General features: G+C 51.8%; 16 protein-coding genes and 2 tRNA genes. 11 read left to right on the top strand and 7 right to left on the bottom strand.

Annotation, left to right across the window (positions count from 1 at the left end; all coding sequences use genetic code 11):
- Positions 1-235: 235 nt before the first annotated feature.
- The gene (locus QZ331_RS09790) at positions 236-469 is read right to left on the bottom strand and encodes a DUF4248 domain-containing protein (protein WP_294629769.1); all 234 of its coding nucleotides are present in this window, start codon (positions 467-469) and stop codon (positions 236-238) included.
- Between the two features lie 74 nt (positions 470-543).
- On the opposite strand from QZ331_RS09790, the gene QZ331_RS09785 reads away from it, so the two are divergent.
- From QZ331_RS09785 to QZ331_RS09760, 6 genes are all read left to right on the top strand, one after another.
- Positions 544-756, top strand: coding sequence for a hypothetical protein (locus QZ331_RS09785; RefSeq protein ID WP_294629767.1), 213 nt, complete (start codon positions 544-546; stop codon positions 754-756).
- Positions 757-779: 23 nt separating this feature from the next.
- Positions 780-1,292, top strand: a complete 513-nt coding sequence (locus QZ331_RS09780) for an HU family DNA-binding protein (protein WP_294629765.1) — start codon at positions 780-782, stop codon at positions 1,290-1,292.
- A gap of 43 nt (positions 1,293-1,335) precedes the next feature.
- Positions 1,336-1,791 carry an N-acetylmuramoyl-L-alanine amidase gene (locus QZ331_RS09775; RefSeq protein WP_294629763.1) on the top strand — a complete coding sequence of 152 codons (456 nt, stop codon included), beginning with the start codon at positions 1,336-1,338 and terminating at the stop codon, positions 1,789-1,791.
- A gap of 48 nt (positions 1,792-1,839) precedes the next feature.
- Complete coding sequence (locus tag QZ331_RS09770) at positions 1,840-1,935, top strand: smalltalk protein (protein ID WP_294629798.1); 96 nt, start codon at positions 1,840-1,842, stop codon at positions 1,933-1,935.
- A 142-nt stretch (positions 1,936-2,077) separates the two neighbouring features.
- Complete coding sequence (locus QZ331_RS09765) at positions 2,078-2,953, top strand: HindIII family type II restriction endonuclease (RefSeq protein WP_294629761.1); 876 nt, start codon at positions 2,078-2,080, stop codon at positions 2,951-2,953.
- A gap of 47 nt (positions 2,954-3,000) precedes the next feature.
- On the top strand, positions 3,001-3,780 hold the full coding sequence (locus tag QZ331_RS09760; protein ID WP_294629760.1) for a site-specific DNA-methyltransferase: 780 nt from the start codon (positions 3,001-3,003) through the stop codon (positions 3,778-3,780).
- Positions 3,781-3,867: 87 nt separating this feature from the next.
- Here the strand turns inward: QZ331_RS09760 and QZ331_RS09755 are convergent, their stop codons facing one another.
- Positions 3,868-4,920: a leucine-rich repeat domain-containing protein gene (locus QZ331_RS09755; protein WP_294629759.1), complete on the bottom strand. Its 1,053-nt coding sequence runs from the start codon at positions 4,918-4,920 to the stop codon at positions 3,868-3,870.
- A gap of 105 nt (positions 4,921-5,025) precedes the next feature.
- Between QZ331_RS09755 and QZ331_RS09750 the strand changes: the two genes are divergently transcribed.
- Positions 5,026-5,931: a CPBP family intramembrane metalloprotease gene (locus tag QZ331_RS09750; protein WP_294629757.1), complete on the top strand. Its 906-nt coding sequence runs from the start codon at positions 5,026-5,028 to the stop codon at positions 5,929-5,931.
- Here QZ331_RS09750 and QZ331_RS09745 read toward each other — a convergent pair.
- Both QZ331_RS09745 and QZ331_RS09740 read right to left on the bottom strand, forming a co-directional pair.
- Positions 5,898-8,030, bottom strand: a complete 2,133-nt coding sequence (locus tag QZ331_RS09745; RefSeq protein WP_294629754.1) for a Tex family protein — start codon at positions 8,028-8,030, stop codon at positions 5,898-5,900. The genes QZ331_RS09750 and QZ331_RS09745 overlap by 34 nt on opposite strands.
- A 45-nt stretch (positions 8,031-8,075) precedes the next feature.
- Positions 8,076-8,660 (bottom strand): cyclic nucleotide-binding domain-containing protein, encoded by a 585-nt coding sequence (locus tag QZ331_RS09740; protein WP_294629752.1) that lies wholly within the window; start codon positions 8,658-8,660, stop codon positions 8,076-8,078.
- A gap of 138 nt (positions 8,661-8,798) precedes the next feature.
- On the opposite strand from QZ331_RS09740, the gene QZ331_RS09735 reads away from it, so the two are divergent.
- Together QZ331_RS09735 and QZ331_RS09730 are read left to right on the top strand one after the other, a co-directional pair.
- Positions 8,799-8,996: a diguanylate cyclase gene (locus QZ331_RS09735; protein WP_294629750.1), complete on the top strand. Its 198-nt coding sequence runs from the start codon at positions 8,799-8,801 to the stop codon at positions 8,994-8,996.
- 42 nt (positions 8,997-9,038) lie between these two features.
- Positions 9,039-9,464, top strand: a complete 426-nt coding sequence (locus QZ331_RS09730; RefSeq protein ID WP_294629748.1) for a DUF5053 domain-containing protein — start codon at positions 9,039-9,041, stop codon at positions 9,462-9,464.
- A 67-nt stretch (positions 9,465-9,531) separates the two neighbouring features.
- On the opposite strand, the gene QZ331_RS09725 is transcribed toward QZ331_RS09730, so the two are convergent.
- Both QZ331_RS09725 and QZ331_RS09720 read right to left on the bottom strand, forming a co-directional pair.
- A tRNA-Glu gene (locus QZ331_RS09725) sits at positions 9,532-9,603 on the bottom strand.
- 66 nt (positions 9,604-9,669) lie between these two features.
- A tRNA-Ser gene (locus QZ331_RS09720) sits at positions 9,670-9,756 on the bottom strand.
- A 284-nt stretch (positions 9,757-10,040) separates the two neighbouring features.
- Between QZ331_RS09720 and QZ331_RS09715 the strand changes: the two genes are divergently transcribed.
- On the top strand, positions 10,041-11,705 hold the full coding sequence (locus tag QZ331_RS09715) for a putative transporter (RefSeq protein ID WP_294629747.1): 1,665 nt from the start codon (positions 10,041-10,043) through the stop codon (positions 11,703-11,705).
- A gap of 68 nt (positions 11,706-11,773) precedes the next feature.
- Positions 11,774-13,768 carry a fructose-1,6-bisphosphatase gene (locus tag QZ331_RS09710; protein WP_294629745.1) on the top strand — a complete coding sequence of 665 codons (1,995 nt, stop codon included), beginning with the start codon at positions 11,774-11,776 and terminating at the stop codon, positions 13,766-13,768.
- Between the two features lie 39 nt (positions 13,769-13,807).
- On the opposite strand, the gene QZ331_RS09705 is transcribed toward QZ331_RS09710, so the two are convergent.
- Positions 13,808-14,956 (bottom strand): hypothetical protein, encoded by a 1,149-nt coding sequence (locus QZ331_RS09705; protein WP_294629743.1) that lies wholly within the window; start codon positions 14,954-14,956, stop codon positions 13,808-13,810.
- Positions 14,957-14,993: the final 37 nt, after the last annotated feature.

The following is a 14,993-nucleotide window of genomic DNA, read 5'->3' as shown; positions in this document are numbered from 1 at the left end:
TTTCCGGTGAAAAGAGGAAGAACAGGGCAGAGATTTATGTTTTTTTGCACGAAGGGACGACGCTTTGGTTGGTGCCTGCATTTACTTATATATTCTCTTTTTATCCCAAAGAAAAGCGTGTAGTTCTCTTCGGGGTGGAGAGCCACCCTCCTGAGAACTACACGCTTTTTTCCGTAATAATAGAAGAAATTATCGCGCTCGCGCGCGTATATAATAAGGTGACGCCGTGCGCCCGTCAGGGAGTGTCGAGGTATCTGACGATGATTTCCACCTGCCGCTTGCTGTAGGCCTGTTCGTTTTTGCCCTCGTTGCCCTCGTCGTAGAGCTGGCGGTAGAGGTCGGGATTGCGGTGTATCCATTTGCGCATCTTCCGCAGGGCGGCGTCGGGCGTCAGGTGTGGCGCGTAGAGTTGTGCAAGTTCGGTCTTGAGGTAGACCCTTATCTGAAAGTCTCCGTGTGCTGTTTCCATGATGATTCTTGTTTTTTCGGGGGGCTTCGGCGCCCGTATGATTCTTCCGTAAAGATATACAATAATCCGGACAAATGCAAATATTTCGCCTCCCGAATGTGCGGAGTAGCGCAAAGTGCGGCAAAGTGCGTCGCGCTGCCTACCGGTACGTACCGTTACCGACCGTTGCGTCACCCCCTCCGGCGCCGATGGCCTACCTTTGCACTGTTCTCGGAAAGAGAGGCGGGAAAGACGTCGCCTTCTTCTCCTTCGCACAGAACGCCGGGATGAATAACCTGATTGGATAATAACTAAAAAAAACAAGAAAACCATGTCTATCACATTTAAAAAGATTTTACGCAAATCTCCGTTCGACAAGAACGGCGCGGGCAAGTATTACCCGCATCTCATCACCTGGGGGAAACCCGCCACGCTGGACACCATCGCCGTGCAGATGAAGGACAAGACTTCGCTCAGCTACGGCGACATCAAGAGCGTGCTCACCACCTTTGTCGAGGTGATGCGCCACGAGCTTTACCACGGCCATGCGGTGAATATCGAGAACTTCGGCGTGTTCAGCCTCTCAGCCGCCACCGTGGGCACGGAGCTGAAGAAGGACTGCCTGCCCGAAAACATCCGCATGGTGCACATCAACTTCCGTGCCTCGAGCAGCGTGCGCCCCAACCTCGCCGCCACCCGTGCGGAAGACCGCATCGACTTTGTCGACCTGGAGCAGCAGCTCAAGTCGCTCGCGGCGGAAGAGGACGGTAGCGGCGACGATGGCAACGGCGGCAATAGCAACGGCGGCGGCGACGACGGCGAAACGCCCGACCCGGGATTATAACCCCTTCATCATCAACAAAAAAAAACAGAAAGGAGACTGAAAAATGAGAAAGATTGACCTGATTGTGATTCACTGTTCGGCCACGCGTGCCGACCGCTCGCTCACCCCGGACGACCTCGACCTGCAACACCGCCGGCGCGGCTTCAACGGCACGGGCTATCACTACTACATCCGCCGCTCGGGCGCGGTGCATCTCACCCGTCCGGTCGAACGCATCGGCGCACACGTGCGGGGGTTCAACGCCGGCTCGATAGGCATCTGTTACGAAGGGGGGCTCGACCCCCACGGACGTCCGGCAGACACGCGCACGCCGGAGCAACGGGCATCGCTCCGCCTGTTGGTGCACCAGCTTCGCGAACGGTTTGCCGTGCGCCGCGTATGCGGACACCGCGACCTCTCGCCCGACCGCAACGGCAACGGCGAGGTGGAGCCGGAGGAGTGGATTAAGGCGTGTCCCTGCTTTGAGGTGGCGGCGGAGTTTTTGAATTCAAGGAAGTAATGAACCGTTTAGAGAACCGTAGGAAAGGAGGTGTGGAGAGTAATGGCAGTGAGAAGAGGAGTCTGGGATATGATTCTGAAGGTAGTTATCGCAGTGGCTTCGGCTTTGGCAGGCGTGTTGGGCGCTAATGCGATGAGTTTGTAAGATAAAGACCGAAGGTAGTATCAATGAGGAAAAGCGTAGCGGACAGGCTGAATAAGCGTTCGCTACGTTTTTATTTTCTTCCTTGGTTTATAATCCAAATAAAAGTAATAAATTTGCCCGATAATGACAATTTACCAACGATATGAACTATATAGATTTACGTTCTCTTATTAGAGACAACTCAAAATTGGATTTTGCGGTAGCCGGTAATAATCTGCAACGTATCTTATTGGATATAAGCAGAACCGATGTGCTGGCTTTGATAACGGAAATTGGCATTATTCCCGAAGATATCGCACATGATTCATCTGAAGAAAAACTGTATGCAAAAGTCTCGGATATTCTATTTGCCAAAGCTCTTAAAGAGATGAACTTTGAGGTTACGGTTTTAAGAGAACGGTCTGATTGTGCCGACATTATTGCACAAAGTAAATATCATGGTTATTCTTTGATTGGAGATGCAAAGTCTTTTCGGTTAAGCCGTACGGCCAAAAATGCGAAAGACTTCAAAGTGGACTCTATGGCTCATTGGAGAGAAGACAATGATTTTTCCGTATTGGTTTGTCCTTACTTCCAATATCCGAAAAACAATAGCCAGATTTATCGTTCTGCCCTGAATGGGAACGTATCCTTGTTTTCGTGGGAATATCTTTACATCCTTCTTTCCGAGGACGTGAAAGAAAGTGAAGAGGTGGATTTGCGGGAATTGTGGAATCAGAGCCACCATATTATGCTGCAAACCTCTATGGCAGATGCAAATAGATGTTTCATCCGGCAGCAAGAGGCCAATATCAGAGAAATTATCGGATTGACGGAAGAACAGTTTGGCAGCTATTTAAACCAGATAAAAGGTGCTATCGTTTACAGAGGCAAGGAGGAAATCCGCTATTACGAATCGGAGATTGCCCGAATCCGGCAATTGAATAGGGAAGAGGCCATTAGGGAACTTCTTGCATCTATGAAATTAGATTCTAAAATTGAAACGATTAGAAAATTTATAAATCAAGTACAAAGATGAACAGTGATTATATAAACAAGATTATACATGGGAATTGTGTGGATGTAATGAAAACAATGCCGGATAATTCTGTCGATATGTGTATCACCTCTCCGCCATATGACAATTTGAGGACATACAAAGGTTTTGTTTTCCCGTTTGACGATATCGTAAGGCAACTGTTTAGAATTGTAAAAGACGGGGGAGTTGTCGTATGGATTGTCTGCGATGCAACCATAAACGGAAGTGAGACTTGCACCAGCTTCAAGCAAGCCATGAGTTTTGTCAGTGCGGGGTTCAATCTGCATGATACGATGATATTCAGAAAAATAAATCCTGTCCCGCAGATATACAGGAAACGGTATAATAATGAGTTTGAATATATGTTTGTGTTCTCAAAAGGAGCAGTCGCAACGCACCACGCATTGACAATGCCGTGCCTGCACGCAGGGCTGGAGTTGAAAGGTACTACGTATAAAAATTATTCCAAAGGGGAACAGAAACGGGGGAAATTGGCTAACCCCGTTAAATCGGAAAAGATAAAAGGAAATATATGGGAATATGTGGTAGGCAAAAAAGCTGTCGACCAGGAAGCCAAAAGCCATCCGGCTCCTTTCCCTTATGATTTGGCCAAAGACCATATTCTTTCTTGGAGCAATGAAAATGAGATAGTGCTCGATCCGATGTGTGGTAGTGGTACGTCTTGCGTAGCGGCCTTTGATAACAATCGCAGGTTTATCGGCATTGATATTTGTGCCGAATATTGTGATTTATCGAAAGAAAGGGTAGAAAAACATAGAAATGATGTCGGGATATTCAGTACGCTTAATATGGCTGTAAACTTATAGAAGCAAAAGGTTAGGGGTAAAAATCTAACAAAAGCCGCCAGTCTGTACATCAGGCTGGCGGCTTTTGTTTCTCTTCCTTCTCCTCCTTTATTTCTTATAGACAAACCTGCTCGGCACTCCCTCGCCAAACAGGCAGTCGCCCAATGTCGTGATGCTGTTGCCCGTTGCCGTGACCTGCCGCAGGTTGTCGCATCCCATGAACGCTCCGAACTCGATGGCTGTCACTCCGGCGGGCAGTTCCAGCGTGCCGCACAGGCGTCCGCAATTGCTGAACACGCGCTGTCCGATGGTTTTCAGGTTGTCGGGCAGCTTTATTCTCAGCAGGAATTTCTTCTGTGCGAAGGTAAATTCGGGGATAGCCGTGGCGTTGGTCTTCGAGATGTCCACCCCTACGAGGTTGGGCATATAGTTGCGTATCAGTAGGAAGTCGGTGTTGTCCAGTTTGCCCTCCACGGTCAGGAAGTTGATGTCGCGCGGCTGTAGTCCCGCTTTCAGAATCTCTTCTTCCAGGTTGCCCATAAGCCCCACTTGCAGCGTGGCTTCCACCGGTTCGCCCTCGATGAAGGCAAAGTTCTGCCACCGCTCCTTGTTGCGGTAAGCGTCGCTGCTGCCCAACGGCACGAAGACGGCGGTCACACTGTCGGCCAGCGCTTCGGGCAGCAGGTTGGGAGCTGTCTTTTTGCGAATCTGGCAGATGCGCAGGTTGTCGCAACCCTTGAAGGCGGCGTCCTCGATGTTACGGGTCTTCTCGGAGAGTATCACCTTCTCTAAGGTCGGTTTGCCTTTCGTCGCCCCGTCCACCACACTGGAGAAGGCGTAGGCGGGGATAAAGTTGGCCATGTAAATGTAGAACTTGCCGTGGGGGTAAGTGCCCGCCTTGCCGCTATACATCTTGATTTCGGCGTTCGAGATGTCCAGCACCTTCAGGCGGGTGAACTCGTCGCGCAGGTGGCGGAAGTCCTCGGCGTTCAGCTTCCCGTTGAGCGTGAGGTGGGTGACGGCGTTTGCTTCTTCCTCCGTCATCATGGAAATCAGCGTTCCCGGTTTGCTTACGTAATACGTCTTGCTCACTTCCTGGGCAACGGCTCCCGATGTGCGGGCAGCCAATAAAAGGCCTATCAATAGTAGTCTGGTTTTCATAATTCTGCAAATTTGGTCGGGCAAATATAGGAAAAATAGGGATTGGCCCGCCTTTTTTTATGTTTTATAGCTAATTTTGCAATCGGATTAACAAATCGTAAACGTATGGCAGCAAACAATGCGAACGAAAGAAAAGCGGACCGGAGGCTCCCCGTGTGGATATGCATCCCGCTCTTTATCCTTGTGTTCTGGATATTCATGATGATATACGGCCTGGTAGCTCAAGGCTTCCTGTCGTGGGCGTCCGGCGGGAAAGCCCCCTGTCCCGAAGCGCTGAGGTACATACTGCTCGAAGGCAGTATGCTGCTTGCCGTGCTCACTGCCGCCGCCGTTATGCTTTGGATGGAGAAACGCCCGTTTGCCGATTTGGGGCTGACCCTCAGGGGGCACGCCAAAGGCTTGTGGTATGGCCTGCTGATGGCCTGCGGAATCTACCTGACGGGCTTCGGGCTTTCCTGGGCTATGGGAGAAGTGGAGGTGACGGCGATTCGTTTTCAACCGTCCGACCTGGCGGGCTCGTGGCTCTTCTTCCTGTTGGTCGCACTGTTTGAAGAGATAATGGTGCGCGGCTATATCCTGGGGCGGTTGCTGCGCACCTCGCTAAACAAATACCTCTCGCTGCTCCTCTCGGCATCGCTGTTCGCCCTGCTGCATATCTTCAATCCCGAAGTCGCTTTCCTGCCGATGGTCAATCTCGTGTTGGCAGGTATGTTGCTCGGCGCATCCTGTCTCTATACGCGCAATCTCGCTTTCCCCATTTCGCTGCACCTCTTCTGGAACTGGATACAAGGCCCGGTCTTAGGCTACCAGGTGAGCGGCAACAGCTTCCTGCCCACTATGCTGACACTCCGCATCCCCGAAGCGAACGTACTCAATGGCGGAGCCTTCGGTTTTGAAGGCTCGCTCATCTGTACGGTACTCCTCCTCGTGTGCACGGCACTCATTGTCCGGTGGGGCGAGCGGAGACGGCGGCGCGGTCAATCCTGCGGAACCCCAATCATGCTGAGCTGAATCCGCCGGCGGTTGGTGTCGACGCTCATCACCCTCACCATCACCTGCTGGTGGATGGAGACCACCTCCGTCGGGTCGGAGACAAACCGTTCGGCCAACTGGGAGAGGTGGACAAGCCCGTTCTCCTTGATTCCTATATTGACGAAAGCACCGAAATTGGTGATGTTGCCCACGATACCGGGCAGCACCATCCCTTCGCGCAAGTCGGCTATGGTGCGCACGTTCCTGTCGAATTCGAACACCTTGATGGTTTTGCGCGGGTCGCGTCCCGGCTTGTCGAGCTCCTGTAGGATGTCCTGCAAGGTAGGCATACCGACGGTGGGAGAGAGGTAGTCGGAGAGGTTGATTTTCCGGCGAAGTTCCTTGTCGGCTATCAGTTGGCCGACCGTGCAGTGCAGGTCTTTCGCCATCTGCTCTACGATGTGGTAACTTTCGGGATGCACCGCCGTGTTGTCCAACGGGTTCTCCGCGCCGGGGATGCGGAGGAAGCCGGCACACTGCTCGAAGGCCTTCGTACCCATGCGCGGCACTTTCATCAGCGCCTTGCGCGAGCCGAAGGCGCCGTGCTCTGCCCGGTAGTTGACGATGTTCTGCGCCAGTTGCGGACCCAAGCCCGAGATGTAGGTGAGCAGATGGCTGCTTGCCGTGTTGAGGTTGACGCCGACGAGGTTCACGCAGCTCTCTACCGTCTGGTCGAGCGCTTTCTTCAACTTCGCCTGGTCTACATCGTGCTGGTACTGGCCCACCCCGATGGATTTGGGGTCTATCTTCACCAGCTCCGCCAACGGGTCCATCAGCCGGCGGCCGATGGAGACGGCGCCCCGCACCGTGACGTCGTAGTCAGGAAACTCGTCGCGGGCGATTTTGGAAGCCGAGTAAATGGATGCTCCCTGCTCGCTCACCACGAACACGGGAATCTGACGGTCGAAACTCTGGCGGCCGATGAACTCTTCCGTCTCGCGGCTTGCCGTCCCGTTGCCGATGGAGATGGCCTCTATCTGATAGGCCTCAATCATCTTGCGGAGCTTGGAGGCTGCCTCGGCGGTTTTGCCCACCGGCGGATGCGGATAGATGTTCTCGTTGTGCAGCAGATTGCCTTGTGCGTCGAGACACACCACTTTGCAGCCGGTGCGGAATCCGGGGTCGATGGCGAGTACCCGTTTCTGTCCCAACGGAGCGGCGAGAAGTAGCTGGCGGAGGTTTTCGGCAAATACGCGGATGGCTTCGTCGTCGGCCTTCTCCTTCGACTGGGCGGCGAATTCCGTCTCGATGGAGGGTTTGAGCAGGCGTTTGTAGGCATCGGCGGTGGCTTCGCTCACCTGGCGGCTGCATTCGTTGCTGCCGCGTACGAACTGGCGTTCGAGGCGTTCGAGACACGCTTCGTCGTCGGGGGTGATGGCGACCTTCAGCAACCCTTCCGATTCGGCACGGCGGATGGCGAGCAGGCGGTGGGAGGTGCAGCGTTTCAACGGCTCGGCAAAGTCGAAGTAGTCGCGGTACTTGGCGCCCTCTTCCTCTTTGCCCTTCACCACTTTGGCACTGATTTTCGCCTGGCGGCCGAACTGGTTGCGCACGGCGTTGCGGGCGCGTTCGTCCTCGTTCACCTGTTCGGCGATGATGTCGCGCGCTCCTTTCAGCGCCTCCTGCACGTCTTTCACTTCCCCCTTCACGAAGGCGGCGGCGCGGGCGTCGAGGTTGTTCTCGCGTTGCAGCAGCAGGAGGGTGGCAAGCGGTTCGAGCCCCTTCTGGCGGGCGGCTTCGGCACGCGTCTTCCGTTTGGGCTTGTAGGGGAGATAGATGTCCTCCAGCTCCGTCGGGTTCCAGGTGGCGTCGATGCGTTTCCGCAGTTCGTCGGTGAGCTTTCCTTGCTCGGTGATGGTGTTGAGAATCGTCTCTTTCCGTTTGGATATGTCGCACAACTTATCGTGTTGCTCCTTGATTTGTTCGATACGGACTTCGTCCAGCCCGCCCGTGGCTTCTTTGCGGTAGCGGCTGATAAAGGGAATCGTAGCGCCTTCGCCCAACAGGCGGAGGGTGCTGCTTATCTGTTTCTCCGGTATCCCCAACAGGCCGGCAATCATTTGGTGAAATAATTCCATAAAAAGTTCTTTAGGTATGAATGAGTGGCAAAAAATATAACTCTGTTACAGGACGCCGGAGCGCACGCGGCTGAGTGTCTCGGGCGTCATCAGCAGGTAGGAGGCGATGTGTGCCAAAGGGGCCCGCCTGATGATTTCGGGATGTGTCTCAAGCAGGCGGTTGTAGCGTTCGCGCGCCGATTCGAACCGCCAGGAGTCTGCTTTCTTCTGCGACACGATGAGGGAGTATTCCAATATCTTCTGGTAAAACAGGTTGATTTCCCAATTCTCTCTCGCCAATTCCTGCATCCTGTCGCGCGGGAAGAGGTAGATGATGCTGGGCTCCAGCGTCTCTACGATAAGCTGCGTGGGCACTTGCCGCAGATAGCTCTCGATGCACATGATGATGCAACCCTCGTAGGAGAAGTGCTCGGTGACGTCTTTCCCGTTCTTGTAGTAGTACTGCCGGAGCATCCCTTTCCCCACGAACACGAGTTCGCGGGCTATCTCTCCTTCGCGCAGCGCGACGGCACCTTTGGGAAATTCCTCACGAATCAGCAGGCTTTCTATCTGCCGCCTCCCGGCGATGCTCATCTCCGGAAAACGGGAGTTGACAACGGCATTTACGGTATCTCTCAGTAGTGTATCCATGACTTTTCTTGCTTGATGCGCGCAAATGTACTAAAAACGGTTGGTATTTTTTCATATTGCATTGAAATACATCTGTGAATACTTGCGTAATTACCAAATGGTTATTATATTTGCCTTGTCATTAAGACAAAGTGCACAATGTGTAATGACAATGAAGAGCTAAAAGCTCGGATTGAAGCTGCGGAGCAAGACCTCAGTTTCTTTTCCCTCAACTGGGATGCCATACGGGAAACCGAATGGATTTCGGACGAAGAGCTTGAAGGAGGAATCAATGATGCGTTAGACGATTTGATTGAGGCCAAAAGCAAGCTGAAGGAAAAAGGTAGTCCCCCGTAAGGGGGCTGCCGCTTCCTTTTCAATTTATAAAAGCAAATGCGTATGAATGCAAAAGAAGAACTGAAAAAGTGGAAAGATGATTTTGCAAAGGCTAAGACGGAGCAGGCAAAGTCGGAACACAAAAGGCGTTTTAATGCATATGTGAACTCTTTATCGCCTTCTGACAAAAAGGAGTTCTTGAGTGAGTTTAAAAAAGGTGCGGAGCAGGCAGTGGATGAAGCAAAAAAACTGGCTAAGATTGCGGAAAGAAAGAAAATATTAGATAAAGTCCTGGATTTTGCTTCAATGTCCTACATCGCTGAACACTATTTTGGCAAGTCCCGGCAATGGCTCTATCAACGGATAAACGGTAATGTGGTAAATGGAAAGCCGGTCGATTTTACTCAGGAAGAACTTAAAACATTGTCGTTTGCGTTGTCGGAACTTGGGGATGTCATGAAGAATACCTCCTTTTGGATAACGCAGTAAATGAAACAGGCAGAATGAAAAAGGGGGGAATGTAGTTTCTTGCTACATTCCCCCTTTTCATTCGGAGTAGTGGGTACGGGAATCGAACCCGTATTATATGCGTGAGAGGCATACGTCCTAACCGTTAGACGAACCCACCGGAGTTGTTGATTTAAAAAGAGCTAAGTCCTTAAACTTAGCTCTTTCTTTAATCTTTGAGACTTTGCGGAAGCTGGGGGATTCGAACCCCCGGTACCCTTGCGAGTACGTCAGTTTAGCAAACTGGTGGTTTCAGCCACTCACCCAAACTTCCTTTTTAGACCCGCATTATCTCTCAAATGCGGTGCAAAGATAAAGGGAAGTTTTGTACTGTGCAAATCTTTCAGCAACATTTTTTCGGATGTTCTTTTAAGAAAAGAGATAATACGTTAAGTTTCAAATGCTAAACAGGTGATTTTTTTTCCCCCGGCAGGCAGGGAAGGGGCTTCCCATAAATATTCGATACCTTATAATATATGCAGCGAGAAATGAAAGCTCAAAAGTTTTGAATGCGACTAAATAGTTTTTATCTTTGCACCCTATTAGTTTTGAATATACATGGAGTGGTTATATAATCTGTTTATCGAACATTCTGCCTTACAAGCGGTTGTCGTGCTTTCGCTGATTTCGGCGATAGGACTGGGATTGGGAAGAGTGCATTTCTGGGGAGTTTCCTTAGGAGTCACTTTTGTTTTTTTTGCAGGTATTCTTGCCGGACACTTCGGACTTTCGGTCGATTCGCAGATGTTGAATTATGCGGAAAGTTTCGGGCTTGTCATCTTTGTCTATTCGCTCGGCCTGCAGGTAGGCCCCGGCTTTTTCAGCTCTTTCCGCAAAGGAGGAGTGACGCTGAATATGCTCGCGATGGGTGTGGTGCTTTTGGGAACCTTGCTGGCAGTAGTGGCGGGATATGCCACCGGCGTGTCGCTTCCCGATATGGTGGGTATCCTCTGCGGGGCAACGACAAACACTCCGGCTTTGGGAGCCGCACAGCAAACCCTCAAACAGATGGGATTGGAAAGCAGTACGCCCGCCTTAGGATGCGCCGTCGCCTATCCGATGGGAGTGGTCGGCGTGATTCTTGCCGTTTTATTCATCCGCAAACTGTTGGTTCGCCACGAAGACCTGGAGATAAAAGAAAAGGACGATGCGAACAAAACCTATATTGCAGCGTTTCAAGTACACAATCCTGCCATCTTCAACAGGAGCATCAAGGACATAGCCCATCTGAGCCAGTCGAAGTTTGTCATCTCCCGTCTGTGGCGCGACGGCCACGTCAGCATCCCCACTTCCGACAAGATACTGAAAGAGGGCGACCGCCTGCTGGTAATCACCGCCGAGAAGGATGCGCTGGCGCTGACCGTGCTTTTCGGCGAACAGGAGAACACGGACTGGAACAAGGAGGATATCGACTGGAATGCGATTGACAGCGAACTGGTTTCGCAACGCATCGTTGTCACCCGTCCGGAACTGAACGGAAAGAAGTTGGGCGCACTCCGGCTGAGAAATCATTATGGGATAAACATCAGCCGCGTTTACCGTTCGGGAGTGCAGTTGCTTGCCACACCGGAACTGATACTTCAGTTGGGCGACCGCCTGACGGTGGTGGGAGAGAAGGCAGCCATCCAGAATGTGGAGAAAGTACTGGGAAACGCCATCAAGAGCCTGAAAGAACCCAATTTGGTGGTTGTGTTTATAGGTATCGTGTTAGGGCTGGCACTGGGCGCCGTTCCTTTTTCCATTCCGGGGGTGGCTACTCCCGTGAAGTTGGGGTTGGCGGGCGGACCGATTATCGTCGGTATCCTTTTGGGAACGTTCGGACCCCGGATACACATGATTACCTATACCACCCGCAGCGCAAACCTGATGTTGCGCGCCCTGGGACTTTCGATGTATCTTGCCTGCCTGGGACTGGACGCCGGAGCGCATTTCTTCGACACCGTGTTCCGTCCGGAAGGCCTGCTGTGGATTGCCCTAGGAATAGGGCTGACGATTGTCCCGACGGTTATCGTAGGTTTTGTCGCCTTCAAGATGATGAAGATAGACTTCGGTACGGTGTGCGGTATGTTGTGTGGAAGCATGGCAAACCCGATGGCGCTGAACTATGCCAACGATACCATACCCGGCGACAACCCGTCGGTAGCTTATGCCACAGTGTATCCGATGTGTATGTTTCTGAGGGTGATTATCGCGCAAGTGCTGCTGATGTTCCTGCTCGGCTGAGCGTGAAGCCCGGCAAAGAAGACGGGAAATAAAATAAATCGTTAATTCGTAAATAATAATAAAACAATATGACTGCTCAAAGTAATATAACGCCCGAAAGTATTGTGAGTGACCTTCGTTACCTGCAACTGCTCTCCCGAAGTTTTCCTACCATCGCCGATGCAAGTACGGAAATCATCAATCTGGAAGCTATCATGAATTTGCCTAAAGGGACGGAGCATTTCCTGACGGATATACACGGTGAGTACGAAGCCTTCCAACACGTGTTGAAGAATGCGTCGGGTGCGGTGAAGCGGAAAGTGAATGAAATATTCGGCAATACGCTCCGCGAAGCGGAAAAGAAAGAAATCTGTACCTTGATTTACTATCCCGAAGAGAAGCTCCAACTGGTGAAGGCACGTGAAAAGGACCTGGACGACTGGTATCTGATAACGTTGAATCAATTAGTGAAAGTCTGTCAGAATGTATCGTCGAAGTACACCCGTTCGAAGGTTCGCAAATCGCTGCCTGCCGAATTCTCGTACATCATACAGGAGTTGCTGCACGAGTCGACCGTCGAGCCGAACAAGCACGCTTATATCAACGTGATTATCAGCACGATTATCACGACCAAGCGGGCGGACGATTTCATCATTGCCATGTGCAACCTGATTCAACGCCTGACCATCGACTCGCTGCACATCGTAGGCGATATCTACGACCGTGGCCCCGGGGCGCACATCATCATGGATACTTTGTGCAATTATCATAACTTCGACATCCAGTGGGGCAACCACGATATCCTTTGGATGGGCGCGGCGTCGGGCAACGACAGTTGCATCGCCAACGTCATCCGTATGTCGATGCGTTATGGCAATTTAGCTACGTTGGAGGATGGCTACGGAATCAACCTGCTCCCGTTGGCTACCTTTGCGATGGATACGTATGCCGACGACAGTTGTGCCATCTTCATGCCGAAAATGAATTTTGCCGATGCGCACTACAATGAGAAGACCTTGCGCCTGATAACGCAGATGCACAAAGCAATCACCATTATCCAGTTTAAATTGGAGGCAGAAATTATCGACCGACGTCCCGAATTCGGGATGGCAAACCGTAAGTTGCTGGAGAAGATTGACTTCGAACGGGGTGTCTTTGTCTATGAAGGAAAGGAATACCCGCTTCGTGACACGAACTTCCCGACTGTAGACCCTGCCGACCCTTACCGCCTGACGGATGAGGAGCGGGAATTGGTGGAGAAGATTCACTGTTCGTTTATGAACAGCGAGAAACTGAAGAAGCATATGCGCTGCTTGTTTACGTATGGCGGAATGTATTTGGTGGCCAACTCCAACCTGCTTTACCATGCTTCCATGCCTTTGAACGAGGATGGCAGCTTCAAGCGTATCCGCATACGGGACAAGGAGTATTGGGGACGCAAACTGCTGGACAAAGCCGACCAGTTGATTCGTACCGCTTATTTCGATGAAGACGGGGAGGAGGACAAGGAGTTTGCAATGGATTATATCTGGTATATGTGGTGCGGTCCCGACGCTCCTCTGTTCGACAAGGACAAGATGGCTACTTTCGAACGTTACTTCTTGGAAGATAAAGAGTTGCATAAGGAGAAGAAGGGACACTATTACACCTTGCGCAACCGGGAGGATATTTGCGACCGGATATTGGCCGAGTTCGGAGCATCGGGCCCTCATTCGCACATCATCAACGGCCATGTGCCGGTAAAGACCATCAAGGGAGAGCAGCCGATGAAGGCGAACGGCAAACTGTTTGTTATCGACGGAGGATTCTCCAAAGCCTACCAGCCGGAGACGGGTATTGCGGGATATACGTTGGTCTATCATTCTCACGGTATGCAGCTTGTGCAACACGAACCGTTCCAGTCGCGTCAGAAAGCGATTGAAGAGGGGCTGGATATTAAGTCGACCAACTTCGTGCTGGAGTTCAACTCCCAACGGATGATGGTGAAGGATACCGATAAAGGAAGGGAACTTGTGACGCAGATTCAGGATTTGAAGAAGTTGTTGGTTGCCTATCGCACGGGTCTGATAAAGGAAAAGGTATAAACGATCTTCTGATGTCCACCACGGAATCCGTGGTGGACATCAGAAGAGAACGACGCCCGCTTCGATGATGGCCCCTTTGTCGTAATTGCCTGATTGCTGATAAAAGCGGGTCAGTCCATAGCCGCCCGTCGCGAAGATACCGAACTTCTTGCTGAACTGATACTCTAAGTTGGCACGTGCCTGCAATGCATACAGGCGTTTGGGGATTATCTCGTCTTTGTTAGCACAGGTTTCGATGTGCTGGTATCCCAAGTCACCACTGATGGAAAGCCCCTTATAGACGGGAAGAGCCAGGCCGGCACGGTAGGACGCGCTGACGGAAAACCTGTCATTCAATCCCCGGTGCATGGAGCCTGCCCCTAAAATTGTATAGAACAACCGGTTCTTGAAGCGTACGCCTATGTTGGCAGGAGTCGCATTGCCGCCATATACCATCATTTGTACTTTTGTGTCGGGGTTCGCGTTGACCAGCCCCAATTGAAAGCCCTTCATCTCTTCCCTGTAATAATTGACCAGCCCAATCTGAAGTCCGCGTACTTTGGTCGCATAGTTGCATAGCGCTATTTGCGCGCCTGCTGCCTGTGCGGCTGTGATATTGGCGAGGCCGGCTGTCTGAAGGCCGTTCATGTTTTCGCCCGCCACATTCAGCAGACCCGACGCCATCACCCCGTTGAAACGCTGCCCCGCGATATTCGCCACGCCGGAGAGGTGGATGCCCGACGTCCTGTTGCCCGTCACATTCATAAAGCCGCTTACCATTGCTCCGGAGGTGTTGTCGCCACCGATGGCGGTAAGTCCGGCGATGATTATCCCCTTTGTCCCGTCGCCACTGATGTTTACCAGTCCGGCTGTGGAAAGCCCCCTTGTGTTGTCGCCACTGATGTTGCTGATGCCCGCTATCTGGACACCCCGCATGGCTCCTCCCGCCAAGTTTGCCAGTCCTGTGAGCTGGAGGCCGTTCATATCACCGTGGACGACGCTTCCCAATACATTCACTCCTACACCGTTCAGCCGGTTGAGCGTAGACAGCAGTCCGATGTTCACGTAAGTGGTCTGTGTGCTGTCGTGCGGTTGCGTGCAGATACCTTTCCAAACGGAGAGGTTGATACCGGCACTCCTGTTTTGTGCCGGCAGACAAACGGCAGCCATTAGAATAGCTGCCGTGACGATGGTTCTTTTCAGTTTCATTCGGTTGCTTTGGGTTTCATTCTTCTACATTGTGAAA

It is taken from the genome of uncultured Bacteroides sp. (genome assembly GCF_910586915.1).
Classification (GTDB): Bacteria; Bacteroidota; Bacteroidia; order Bacteroidales; family Bacteroidaceae; genus Bacteroides.
The sequence above is the reverse complement of the archived record's forward strand: the minus strand, read 5'-3'. Positions and strand labels throughout refer to the sequence as shown.